General features: G+C 42.2%; 9 protein-coding genes, 1 tRNA gene and 1 pseudogene. 8 read left to right on the top strand and 3 right to left on the bottom strand.

Going from position 1 to position 12,255, the window contains the following annotated elements; all coding sequences use genetic code 11:
- The first annotated feature begins 38 nt into the window (after window positions 1–38).
- From ACOVQQ_RS12580 to ACOVQQ_RS12555, 6 genes are all read left to right on the top strand, one after another.
- Window positions 39–1,340, top strand: coding sequence for a PSP1 domain-containing protein (locus ACOVQQ_RS12580; protein WP_421818503.1), 1,302 nt, complete (start codon window positions 39–41; stop codon window positions 1,338–1,340).
- On the top strand, window positions 1,324–1,809 hold the full coding sequence (locus ACOVQQ_RS12575; protein ID WP_421818502.1) for a gliding motility lipoprotein GldH: 486 nt from the start codon (window positions 1,324–1,326) through the stop codon (window positions 1,807–1,809). The genes ACOVQQ_RS12580 and ACOVQQ_RS12575 overlap by 17 nt, the downstream gene beginning before the upstream one ends.
- A gap of 2 nt (window positions 1,810–1,811) precedes the next feature.
- Window positions 1,812–4,133, top strand: a complete 2,322-nt coding sequence (locus ACOVQQ_RS12570) for a penicillin-binding protein 1A (RefSeq protein ID WP_094485482.1) — start codon at window positions 1,812–1,814, stop codon at window positions 4,131–4,133.
- A gap of 22 nt (window positions 4,134–4,155) precedes the next feature.
- On the top strand, window positions 4,156–4,860 hold the full coding sequence (locus tag ACOVQQ_RS12565; RefSeq protein ID WP_421818501.1) for a CoA transferase subunit A: 705 nt from the start codon (window positions 4,156–4,158) through the stop codon (window positions 4,858–4,860).
- 2 nt (window positions 4,861–4,862) lie between these two features.
- On the top strand, window positions 4,863–5,519 hold the full coding sequence (locus tag ACOVQQ_RS12560) for a CoA transferase subunit B (RefSeq protein ID WP_421818500.1): 657 nt from the start codon (window positions 4,863–4,865) through the stop codon (window positions 5,517–5,519).
- A gap of 150 nt (window positions 5,520–5,669) precedes the next feature.
- On the top strand, window positions 5,670–9,026 hold the full coding sequence (locus ACOVQQ_RS12555; protein ID WP_421818499.1) for a hypothetical protein: 3,357 nt from the start codon (window positions 5,670–5,672) through the stop codon (window positions 9,024–9,026).
- A 226-nt stretch (window positions 9,027–9,252) separates the two neighbouring features.
- On the opposite strand, the gene ACOVQQ_RS12550 is transcribed toward ACOVQQ_RS12555, so the two are convergent.
- Both ACOVQQ_RS12550 and rbfA read right to left on the bottom strand, forming a co-directional pair.
- Window positions 9,253–10,458: an ABC transporter permease gene (locus ACOVQQ_RS12550; RefSeq protein WP_421818498.1), complete on the bottom strand. Its 1,206-nt coding sequence runs from the start codon at window positions 10,456–10,458 to the stop codon at window positions 9,253–9,255.
- Window positions 10,458–10,850, bottom strand: a complete 393-nt coding sequence (rbfA, locus tag ACOVQQ_RS12545; RefSeq protein ID WP_094485477.1) for a 30S ribosome-binding factor RbfA — start codon at window positions 10,848–10,850, stop codon at window positions 10,458–10,460. Before rbfA ends, ACOVQQ_RS12550 begins: the two co-directional genes overlap by 1 nt.
- 86 nt (window positions 10,851–10,936) lie before the next feature.
- Here rbfA and mce point away from each other — a divergent pair, with 86 nt between their 5' ends.
- Both mce and ACOVQQ_RS12535 read left to right on the top strand, forming a co-directional pair.
- The gene (gene mce / locus ACOVQQ_RS12540; protein ID WP_421818497.1) at window positions 10,937–11,356 is read left to right on the top strand and encodes a methylmalonyl-CoA epimerase; all 420 of its coding nucleotides are present in this window, start codon (window positions 10,937–10,939) and stop codon (window positions 11,354–11,356) included.
- Window positions 11,357–11,375: 19 nt separating this feature from the next.
- A tRNA-Ile gene (locus ACOVQQ_RS12535) sits at window positions 11,376–11,449 on the top strand.
- A 612-nt stretch (window positions 11,450–12,061) separates the two neighbouring features.
- Here the strand turns inward: ACOVQQ_RS12535 and ACOVQQ_RS12530 are convergent.
- Window positions 12,062–12,255 (bottom strand): annotated as a pseudogene (locus ACOVQQ_RS12530) (hypothetical protein); the annotation flags it as partial.

Genomic DNA, 12,255 nt, shown 5'->3' with positions numbered 1-12,255 from the left:
GATTTCAAGTTGTTCTAGCAACAACATCTCTATAAAATATGGCTTGTGGAAATTGCTCTACCGGAGGCTCAGCGCCGGCGGGCTGCAACAATAAAGGCACATGCGGAACCGATAGTTGTAACAAACTAACGGTTTTTGACTGGCTTTCAAACATGAGTTTGCCTGCCGGACAGGAAAAATTTGATTGTGTAGAAGTGCGTTTTAAAAACGGACGCAAAGACTTTTTCAGAAATGTCGACAATCTAAGCTTAAGTATTGGCGACGTTGTTGCTACCGAAGCTTCACCCGGACACGATATCGGAATTGTGACTCTTACGGGCGAGTTGGTTCGCGTTCAAATGAAGAAAAAAGGCGTGAAAGATCGTGTTGATGTCCCAAAAATTTACCGAAAAGCAAGTCAGCGCGACATCGACATTTGGAAAAGTGTTCGCGATCGGGAAGAAAGCATGAAAGTAAAAGCCCGCGAATTAGCTATCGCACTAAAATTGCAAATGAAAATTTCGGATATCGAATTTCAAGGCGACGGTTCGAAGGCTACTTTCTATTATACCGCAGAAGATCGTATCGATTTTAGACAACTCATCAAAGAATTTGCAAAAGAATTTAGTACGCGAATCGAGATGAAACAGGTTGGTTTCCGACAAGAAGCGGCTCGTTTAGGCGGTATTGGTTCCTGCGGAAGAGAATTATGTTGCTCTACTTGGCTTACCGATTTTCGTTCGGTAAATACTTCGGCGGCGCGATACCAACAGCTATCGCTCAATCCACAGAAGTTGGCCGGACAGTGCGGAAAACTAAAATGCTGTTTGAATTACGAACTCGACACTTACATGGACGCCTTGAAAGGTTTCCCAGATTTCGACACCAAATTACAAACTGAAAAAGGCGTAGCTATCTGCCAAAAGCAAGACATTTTTAAAGGCTTAATGTGGTTTGCCTATCCGGATAACTTTGCCAATTGGCATACTTTACGCATCGAACAAGTCAAAGAAATCATCGAAGAAAACAAGCAAAAGCGCTTGGTTTCAGCACTAGAAGACTATGCGATCGAACCCGTTGAAAGCAAAGAGAAAGACTTTACAAATGCCATGGGCCAAGAGAGTCTGACTCGTTTCGACCAACCAAAACGCCGCCGAAACAACAAGAAAAACAAACCAAAAGGCGAAAAAGTTGGTGTGGCCATAAAACCGAAAGAAAAGCAAGCGGTTGCCGCACCGCAACAAGCAAAGGAAGGTGTCGCTCCAGCTGCTGCAAAGAAGCCAAACAAGAACAAAAAGCGCTTCAACGATCGCAAAAAAGGAAATCCAAAAAACGGTCCGAACAATGAGAAAACTTCTTAATTGCCTGCTGATTTTTTGCGTTTTACTGTTAGCGTCTTGCGACAAACTTCGCGTATACGACGAATACGTACATGTGGGATCGCAGTGGCATAAAGATTCGATTGCGAGCTTTGAATTAAAAGACATCGAACTACAAAAACCGTATAACTTGTTCATCAACGTTCGTAACAACAACGAATATGAGTTTAGCAATTTGTATTTGGTTGTAAAAATGGAAGAACCCAACGGATTAACCAAAGTAGACACCTTGCAGTACTTGATGGCAAATCCAGACGGAACGCTCATGGGCGATGGATTTAGCGACGTAAAAGACAACAAATTAGTTTACAAATTAAATTACCGCTTCGATAAAAAAGGTCCATACAAAGTGAACATCGGACAAGCCGTTCGAAAAACAGGCAATATCGAAGGTGAGGAATATTTAAAAGGCGTAACCGACATCGGATTTAGAATCGAATCAATACCCTAATTATGTCAATTAAGGAACAATTTAATATCAATAGAGACATCTCTTTTTACAAAAAGAAGTTTTGGCGCTACTATTTTTACCTCATGGGCGGAATCTTCGCCACTTTTTTGTTTGCGTCGTGGGGCTTGCTGGGTTCTATGCCATCGTTTGAAGAGCTTGAAAATCCAAATTCAAACTTGGCTACAGAAATCATTTCTTCAGACGGCGTGGTAATCGGAAAGTTTTACAACGAAAACCGGACGGCTATCAAATATAAAGATTTACCTAAAAATCTGGTAAACGCACTCATTGCTACCGAAGACGAACGTTTCTACGAGCATTCTGGTATCGATGGTCGTCGAACACTAGGTGCTGTAATTAAAGTCGGAACCGATGGCGGTGCTTCTACCCTAACCCAACAATTAGCTAAGCAACTTTTTCACGGCGAAGGCTCGCACTTCATCTTGTTTCGGATGATCCAAAAAGTGAAAGAATGGATTATCGCCGTTCGCCTTGAGCGCCAGTATACCAAAGACGAAATCATTGCAATGTACTTCAACGTATACGATTTCAATAACTACGCCATCGGAATTCGTTCTGCGGCAAAAACATATTTCGGAAAAGAACCGAAAGAACTTACCACAGACGAATCGGCGATTTTAGTTGGTATGTTTAAAAATTCGGCGCTCTACAATCCGGTTCGAAATCCGCAAGGCGTTAAAAACCGTCGCAACGTAGTTCTGGCACAAATGGCTAAAGCCAATATTATTAGCCAAAACGAAAAAGAGCGTTTACAAAAATTGCCTATCAAACTGAAATTCGAGTTGCAAACACATAAATCCGGAATTGCTACGTACTTCCGCGAATACCTGCGCGAATTCATGAAACAGTGGGTTAAAGACAATAAAAAACCCGACGGCAGCGACTATGATATTTACCGCGACGGACTAAAAATTTACACTACGATCGATTCGCGCATGCAAACCTATGCCGAAGAGGCGGTACAAATGCACTTGAAAAATCTGCAAGAAGAGTTCAATACCGAGCAATCTAAAAATGAAAACGCTCCTTTCATAAAACTCACCGAAGCCGAAACGGAAAAGTTGATGATGAAAGCGCGCAAAAATTCGGAAAGATGGCGCATTCTTAAAGAAAACGGTAAATCGGATTCCGAAATTCTCGCATCCTTCAATAAGAAAACAAAAATGAGCGTGTTTACGTGGGACGGAGAGCGCGACACGGTAATGACGCCAAACGATTCTATTCGCTACTACAAAAGCTTCTTGCAAACCGGGATGATGGCTATGGAACCGCAATCCGGACACGTAAAAGCATGGGTTGGCGGAATCAATTACAAGCACTTTCAGTACGATCACGTGGCTCAAGGCGCAAGACAGGTTGGTTCAACATTCAAGCCGTTTGTTTATGCAACTGCAATCGAACAACTTAACATGTCGCCTTGCGATTCTATTATCGACTCGCCATTTACGATACCAAAAGGTCGCCACAACGTTACCGAAACCTGGACGCCAAGCAACTCCAACGGCGAATACCGCGGCATGGTAACCTTAAAGAAAGCATTAGCCTTGTCGATTAACACCGTTTCTGCAAAACTAATCGACAAAGTGGGTCCAGATGCCGTAATCGAACTCACTAAAAAATTAGGTGTAAACAGCGATATTCCCTCGCAGCCATCAATTGCTTTAGGAGCCGTTGAAATCACCGTTCAAGATATGGTTGCGGCTTACAGTACTTTCGCTAATCAAGGCGTTTACGTTAAGCCACAAGTTATCGACCGCATTGAAGACAAAAACGGCGTTCTGCTTTATAAACCAGTAACCGAACAGCACGACGTTTTAAATAAAGACATTGCTTATGCAGTGATTAAACTTTTGGAAGGCGTTACGGAGTCGGGTTCTGGAGCGCGATTACGCACAGAAGGCGGCGGCCACGGATACAATCGGGTAACGGGTTATCCATACGCATTCCGAAATCCAATTGCAGGGAAAACAGGAACTACTCAGAATCAATCGGATGGTTGGTTTGTAGGCATGGTTCCCAACTTAGCCGCTGGAGTTTGGGTAGGAAATGAAGATCGTTCCGCACACTTTAAAGGAATAACCTATGGTCAAGGTGCAACAGCCGCGCTCCCCATTTGGGCCATCTTTATGAAAAAATGCTACGGCGATGAAACGCTTGAAGTGTCTCGTGAACCCTTTGAAAGACCCGCGAATTTGCAAATAAAAGTTGACTGTTATCAGGCGGTTCGCGACACCACTTCTACAGACGAAAACGAGAATGTACCTGTTGAAGAAGAACAGAATACAGACGAATTTGAGATTTAAAAATCAAAAAAAATCAGCATAAATGATTGTAAAGAAAGTAAACTCTGTCGCTGAAGCTCTTGCAGGTATTCAAGACGGTATGACGATTATGCTTGGCGGTTTTGGCCTTTGTGGCATTCCCGAAAACGCTATTGCGGAATTAGTTCGGTTGAACGTGACGCAACTAACTTGCATTTCCAACAACGCCGGTGTAGATGATTTTGGACTGGGACTTCTCCTCCAAAAACGACAAATTAAAAAAATGATTAGTTCGTATGTGGGAGAAAATGCCGAATTCGAACGTCAGATGCTTTCGGGCGAACTGGAAGTAGAATTAACTCCACAAGGAACCTTGGCGGAAAAATGTCGCGCAGCTCAAGCTGGAATTCCCGCCTTTTACACGCCTGCTGGTTACGGAACCGAAGTGGCTGAAGGTAAAGAAGTAAAGGAATTTAACGGCAAAATGCACATTTTAGAACACGCTTACAAAGCCGACTATTCGATAGTGAAAGCGTGGAAAGGCGATGAAGCGGGTAACTTAATTTTCAAAGGAACTGCACGCAACTTTAATGCACCTATGGCTGGAGCAGCAAAAATTACCATAGCCGAAGTTGAAGAATTAGTGCCAGCGGGAACACTCGACCCGAATGAAATTCATATTCCTGGAATTATGGTACAGTGTATTTTCCAAGGAGAAACATTCGAAAAGAGAATTGAGCAAAGAACAGTAAGACCGAAAAACAGCTAAAGATGCTAACCAAAGAACAAATCGCAAAACGAATCGCTAAAGAAGTAAAAGACGGCTTTTATGTGAATCTGGGAATTGGTATTCCGACTTTGGTAGCCAATTATGTACGCACCGATATTTCGGTCGAATTTCAAAGTGAAAACGGCGTTTTAGGTATGGGGCCTTTCCCTTTTGAAGGAGAAGAAGATGCAGATATCATCAACGCGGGAAAGCAAACCATTACTACTTTACCCGGAGCCAGCTTTTTCGACTCGGCTTTTAGTTTTGGAATGATCCGCAGCCAGAAAGTCGATTTAACCATTTTAGGAGCGATGGAAGTTGCCGAAAACGGCGACATTGCCAACTGGAAAATTCCTGGAAAAATGGTGAAAGGTATGGGCGGAGCAATGGATTTAGTTGCTTCCGCAGAAAATATTATCGTAGCCATGATGCACGTCAACAAAGCGGGAGAATCAAAAATACTTAAGCGCTGTACACTACCACTTACAGGCGTGGGCTGTGTTAAAAAAGTAGTAACCGAATTGGCAGTTCTAGAAATAACGCCTAACGGATTTAAACTTCTCGAAAGAGCACCCGGCGTAACTGTAGAAGAAATTGTAAAAGCTACCGAAGCAAATCTGATTATTGAAGGATTTATCCCAGAAATGGATATTTCCTAAAGAATCAATCCGAACAAATGTTAAATTAATTCATACAATTCTTAAAAAGTTACGAATTAACATTTATAGTCGTCAATACTGCGCAGTTAATCGATAAAATAGCGCCACTCGTCTGTAGCACAATACTTTTGCAGCGAAAAAGATTTTGCTATGAGACTATTGTTTACCCTTGTTGTATTTCTGCAACTTACATTTACGGCTTTTGGCCAGGTTCCTGGTGGAACTTATGTAGTACAGACTTCAAATGCTGACCCAAATTTTCGCACACTAACTGCTGCAATTACTCGAATAAATAATGTCGGTGTTTCCGGCCCCGTTGTCTTAGCGCTTGCGCAGAATCAAACCTTGACCAATCCTGTTGTAATCAATGCATTCACAGGAGCAAGTGCCACAAACACCTTAACCATCCGACCTAACGCGGGACAAAACAACATCGTTATCTCTGGTGCATTTACCAATCGAGGCGTCATAGAACTCAATGGTGCGGATTTCGTAACCATCGACGGAAATAATACAAGCACTGATCAAACACTTACTATCTTCAACAACTTTAACGATAACAGCAATTCTTACAGCAATCGAGCTGCGATCCGAATGTACGGCGGAGCCACAAATAACCGCATACGTAACGCCATCATTCAAACGAACATTGTAGGTATTACGAACGGAACAAACTCCATCGGAATCTACGCCGGAGGTAATGCCAATTTTATTGCAAACGGCGACAATGCTACCAATACCATCGAAAACAACCAATTTGTCAATGTAAAACAAGGCATTTGGGTCACTGGAAATTCAACAGCAAATTCAGGTTGGGAAATTCGTAACAATACCATCGGAAATTCAAATAACAACTCCAAACCCTATTATGGAATTTACTTGAACAATACCACAAACGCTACCGTTACTGGTAACGTTCTGGATGGTATCCGACGACCAAATGGCTTAGGTGGAAGCCCGAGTTTCGGAGGCATTTACATTTTTGGAGCTAACGCTGTAGTTACTTCAAACACAGTGAAGAATTTGGAAAACGCAACGGGAAACGACACGAATATCGTAATCTACGTCGAAGGAAACACTGCAGTTATTTCGGATAACAATATTGAATCAGCAGTTACCAATTCTTCATCCATCGGATTAAACGCCATTCATGTAAAGGGAAACAACGGAACAGTCAACGGAAACGAAATTTACACCATTCGCGCTTCCGATTCAAAATTGGCTACAGGTATTTATGTCGAAGGAAATTCGAACACCTTGTACAACAACATGGTAAGTAATGTTTCGTCGGCGGGCGGTGGCGACCCAAGTAGCCAAGGCGGTTACGGAATTTACCTAAAATCAGGAACCGGAAATCGTTTGTACTACAATTCTGTACTCTTGAAAACAAATCAATCCACTGGAGCCTCAGCCTGTTTGTATATCGATGCCGGTGCACAATTCGACATTCGCAACAACGTCTTCGTAAACCAACAAACCAGCGGTTCTATTCGATTTGCGGTATATTCCAACATTACCAACCAAAGTAGCTTTACACAAATCGATTACAACGATTACGTTTCTTCACAGCACATCGGAAGCTGGGGAAGTTATTATACCACAACAAACCGCAGAACGAGTTTAGCAAATTGGCAAACTTCAACCGGAAAAGACCAAAATTCCATTTCTGTGACACCCGATTTTGTTTCCGACACCGATTTACGTTTAGAATCAGAAGTAACAAACTTCGATAATGAAGGCGTGGTTCTTTCTGGGTTTAGTTCAGACATCGACGGACAAGAGCGCAGCACCACTACGCCAGACATGGGCGCCGACGAGTTTTCGCGTTGCAGTACCACCACAGCTTGGAGCGGAACCGCTTGGTCGAACGGCACACCAACAGCTACATCCTCTGTGGTACTTAACGGAAACTACAACACGGCCACAAACGGATCGTTCGTTTGCTGCGAATTACGTGTAAAAAACAATCGCACGCTCACCATTGCGCCACACACAGTTGTTCAAGTTGAAAACGGCATTGATGTTGAAGGCGCCTTGGATATTGCCGACGGCGGAAGTTTAGTACAAATAAGCGATACTGCTACACACAACGGCAACATTACCGTAAAACGAAAAACAACTCCGCTTAAGCAATACGATTATATCTATTGGAGCTCACCACTTAAAAATCAACCTGCGCACGTTTTGGTAAATAATGCGCCAACTTGGACCTTTAAGTACGATCCTATGCAGAGCGGAAACTCCGACTATGGTTGGGTATTTGTAAATGAAAACGACATCTTGGTTCCGGGCTTAGGCTATTCGGCACGAGCGCCCGAAAACCTGACGTATAACCCAACTAATTCATACGAAGTTACGTTTACGGGAATTCCAAATACGGGAGTTGTCACGATCCCAGCGGCTAAAAACGGAACTGCTACATTTAACTTAATTGGAAACCCCTACCCTTCTGCACTCGATGCCGATTTATTTCTATCTAACGCAAACAACCTCGGCATCCTTACAGGAACCATTTACATTTGGACACACAACAGCGCCATAAGTACAGCTTTTCCGGGTAATTACGCATACAATTACTCTGCCGACGATTATGCTGTTTACAACTTAACCGGCTCTGTAAAAGGCTTGGCAGCAACTTCGGGCGGTGTGGCTCCCAACGGTAAAATCGCGTCCGGACAAGGTTTCTTTGTTGAAGTGCAAAACAACTTATCAAACGGTGTAAGAAACCTGATCGTGAATAACAGTATGCGCGTTAAAACAGCTAACAGCAACAATCAGTTTTTCAGACCAGCTTCGCAAGTACAAGCTACTACCTTTTCAGAACCTAGTAACAGTGGTAAAAGTCGCGTTTGGTTGAATTTGACGAATCCAGACGGTGCTTATACCGAAACTTTAATCGGTTACGTACCTGGCGCAACAAATGAAATCGACTATGGGTTCGACGGCGACGTTAACAACGGCGGAAACTACTTTTCATTCTACTCCCTTCTAAACGATAAAAAACTCGTAATACAAGGAAGAGACCTCAATTTTAGCGACAACGATGTTATTCCGTTAGGATATACTTCTACACTGGAAACACCTGCATCTATAGGTATCGAAAATCTAGACGGCTTTTTCGAAAATCAGGACGTGTTTTTATTGGATAAAGATTTAGATATTTTAACCAACATCAAAGAAACGCGCTACCACTTCACTACAACCGTCGGAACTTTCGACGAGCGTTTTGAATTGCGCTTTACCTCTGCACCGCTTTCTGTAGACAATCCAGACTCTAGTTCCGACCTTCAAGTCATAAAAACTGGAAATAAGCTTGGCTTTAGAAGCAACGGACAGAAAATAGCCTCTATCTCGGTTTTTGATGTGAGCGGCAAGAAAATAAGAAATTACAACACAGAAAACGCCGACACGTTTTACATCGACGACTTAGCATCGCAAAACCGTTTAATTATTGCGCAAATAAGCTTAGAAAACGGAACAGTGGTGAGTCGAAAAATTATTCACTAAATAACGTGAGTTCGATGTAAAAATTAAAGTTAGAAATCAGTTAAATAGTTGATTACAAGGCGTATTTTCTTTGGGATACCGAGGTATCTCAAAAAAATACAACGAAGTAAGCGACTGTTTAAATGATTAGCTTTTAAAATAGCTTAGCAAAAATTTCCGTAAAGTATTTAAATGACTCAATTTAAGCGTTCTAACGTAGATTTTTATGTCGAACTCACGTTTAACATTATTTCTCGCTCAGAAAACGAGCAGAGACACGGTTCGACGCTAACATCGAAGCTAAAAATCCCAATGTCGTTATGGTTACAAAAACTATAACGACATTTTTTATCTCGAAAACAATCGGATATGCTAAGGTTGGAGTAATCATCACCAAACTAAATTGCTGCTGTAAATACACCAAAACGGCACCAATTCCGATACCGATAATACCACCAACAACGCACAACAAACTACCTTGTAGTAAAAAAATTCGGCGTAACTGCTTAACCGACATTCCCATATTTAACAAGGTTTGCAGATTGCTTTTCTTCTCGATAATCATCATAATCAATGCGCCAATGAGGTTAAACATCACGATGATTAAAACCAATGTAAAAAACAAATACACTACTAAATTCTCGGTATTGAGCATTTTGTAAAGTGCATCGTTAAGTTGCGCTCTATTTTTCACTTCAACCTTCGTTCCCAAAATTTGTGATATGGCTTGTTGGGTTTGGTCGATTTCATCCGGACTACTCACCGAAAATTCAATTGCGCTGTATTCATTAGGTTGGTATTCCAACAGCTGCTGCGCGAGTCGGATGTCGCAAAAAACGTAATTGGCATCTAACTCTTCCGAAACCGAAAAAAAGCCCGACGGATATAAAACGGTTTGGTGAAAGGCATCCGATACGGCATTCACCTCAGCGCCACCGGCACGCGGCATCAAAACTTCGAATACGTTGTTGTAATCCAGCAAACCTAACGATAAATTCTGCGCCAAGCCCGAACCAACAACTACTTGTCCGCTGTTCTGCAAAAACCATTCGCCGGCATAAATCGATTTCTGCAAACCCGTTACTGCCGTAAAATTTCCGTCAACGCCTTTCAAAACAGCCACTTGTTCTTTGCCGTTGTACGTAAATAAAGCACGCTCTTCCACCACGGCCGACCATTTGTACACGTATGGAAGCTCTGTTAAACGACGTTTCTGTTCGGGTGTTATTTGAATCGATTTTCCTTGAACAACTACCACTTTCAAATCCGGATCGGCCGCATTAGAAAACGAAAGTGAAAAGTTGATCAGACCGCTAAAAACCGACAAGGCCACAAACAAAGCGGCTCCTCCGGCAACAATTCCCACGGCAGCAATCCGGTTAATAACGTTAATTGCAGTGCTTTTGCTGGCACTGCGCAAGTATCTACGAGCAATGTAAAAAGAAACGTTCACTACGATTTCTTTCTGCGTGGTAATAATTCGGGGTTCTCAATCGGATTTTCTGCGCCCGACAACGCCTTGTCGATTTGTTCGATGTATTCTAACGAATCGTCGATATAAAAATTTAGCGACGGTACGCGACGCAATTGCATTTTCACGCGCTGTGCCAAATCGTGTTTAATTAACGGAGCGTTGGTTTTAATGGCGGCCAACATTTCTGCGGCACGTTCCGGTGGAAATATGCTTAGGTGAACGGCGGCAACCGATAAATCTGTGGTAACAGAAACTTTACTCACAGAAATCACCAAATTAGCAATGTGGTTTTTACGAATTTCGCCTTGCAAAATATCAACCAAATCTTTTTGCAACAAAGCGCCTATTTTTTTCTGTCTGTTTGTTTCCATGCTGCAAATTTAGGCGAATCGTGCAAAATGTAAGGCACTAAAGCGCAGAACATCGGTGCGAAAGTTTATTTTTGAAAAAAAACGATATGCTTAAAATAGAACATATAGGAATTGCCGTGCGCGATTTGGCAGCGGCTAACAGTTTGTACGAAAAATTGCTAGGTGCGACGCCGTACAAGGAAGAAACCGTTGAAAGCGAGGGCGTAAAAACCTCATTTTTCGAAAACGGGCCCAATAAAATAGAGTTGTTAGAAGCAACCACAACCGATTCGGCTATTGCCAAGTTTATAGAGAAAAAAGGTGAAGGCATTCACCATATTGCGTTTGCCGTAGCCGATATTCAGGCAGAAATGACGCGTTTGCGCGAAGCCGGATTTACCTTGCTAAACGAAACGCCTAAGCGCGGTGCCGACAATAAGTGGGTTTGTTTTGTGCACCCTAAGTCGGCAAACGGCGTTTTAGTCGAGTTGTGTCAGGATATAGTTGCAGAAAACACAAATAGTTAGTAATATTGCAGCCCTAAACGGTCCTATAGCTCATTCGGTTAGAGCAACTGACTCATAATCAGTAGGTGCTTGGTTCGATTCCAAGTGGGACCACCCGAAAGCCTTGCCTTGTGCAGGGCTTTTTTGTTTTTAGGATGTTTATTTGGGCACATCCTGCCGCCGGATATTTAGTGGAAACAGCTGTGGCGGCAGGTCGGGCCTTACGCTGCAAGGCGCACTTCAAAAGTCGTTTCAGCCAAATTTTGCGTCGGCTTCTGGGGTCGCCCCCGCAAAACAGGCTTCAATCGCCTTTTTTCAGCACGGCTTTCCGCTGCAGTCCCTTGTGCGAAATAGTGCACGGAGAGCGTGCAAGAAACAACACACCACACATAACAAAGCAGCGATGAGAAGTATATTTAAAATGGTACTGAAAATGATAGGGACTTGATAAATCAGTATTTTTTCGATAAAAAACAATTAACTTTGTTAAAAGTTAAATAATTTAATTTCAGTATTATGTCACTTAAACCAGGGCCAAAGAGAATTGCAGAATCAACAGGAAAGCCTGACAAACGACAACGAGATAATAAAAACACGCCCGGTAACACACCATCGTTAAAACCTTCAAAAAGTTCGGGGAAAAAGTAAATCTCAAAAAAATGAAAATGAAAACGAAGTAGAAAGCCTAAATAAAATTGGTAGGTTTTAATTTTAATTGAAAAAAATTTACACTGCTGGGTTTTCAATCGAGGCAGTAATAATTGGAGTTAAGTTTAAATACATTTGCCTAGTATCATTCTCTATGTCGCTATCTGAAAGATATTTAAACCCTAATTTTTCGTAAAACTCTAATGATTGAGCATAGGCATCAACTGTTATAATTTTACAAGCACATTCCTCATTAACACCAATAGCATAAT

Source organism: Flavobacterium sp., from assembly GCF_049240005.1.
In the GTDB taxonomy this organism is placed as follows: Bacteria; Bacteroidota; Bacteroidia; order Flavobacteriales; family Flavobacteriaceae; genus Flavobacterium.
The sequence above is the reverse complement of the archived record's forward strand: the minus strand, read 5'-3'. Positions and strand labels throughout refer to the sequence as shown.

Bases quoted from the DNA above. Each gene is read 5' to 3' on its own strand.
- ACOVQQ_RS12565 (WP_421818501.1), top strand. From the start codon at position 4,156: ATGATTGTAAAGAAAGTAAACTCTGTCGCTGAAGCTCTTGCAGGTATT.
- ACOVQQ_RS12580 (WP_421818503.1), top strand. From the start codon at position 39: ATGGCTTGTGGAAATTGCTCTACCGGAGGCTCAGCGCCGGCGGGCTGC.
- mce (WP_421818497.1), top strand. From the start codon at position 10,937: ATGCTTAAAATAGAACATATAGGAATTGCCGTGCGCGATTTGGCAGCG.
- ACOVQQ_RS12555 (WP_421818499.1), top strand. From the start codon at position 5,670: ATGAGACTATTGTTTACCCTTGTTGTATTTCTGCAACTTACATTTACG.
- rbfA (WP_094485477.1), bottom strand. From the start codon at position 10,850: ATGGAAACAAACAGACAGAAAAAAATAGGCGCTTTGTTGCAAAAAGAT.
- ACOVQQ_RS12575 (WP_421818502.1), top strand. From the start codon at position 1,324: ATGAGAAAACTTCTTAATTGCCTGCTGATTTTTTGCGTTTTACTGTTA.
- ACOVQQ_RS12570 (WP_094485482.1), top strand. From the start codon at position 1,812: ATGTCAATTAAGGAACAATTTAATATCAATAGAGACATCTCTTTTTAC.
- ACOVQQ_RS12560 (WP_421818500.1), top strand. From the start codon at position 4,863: ATGCTAACCAAAGAACAAATCGCAAAACGAATCGCTAAAGAAGTAAAA.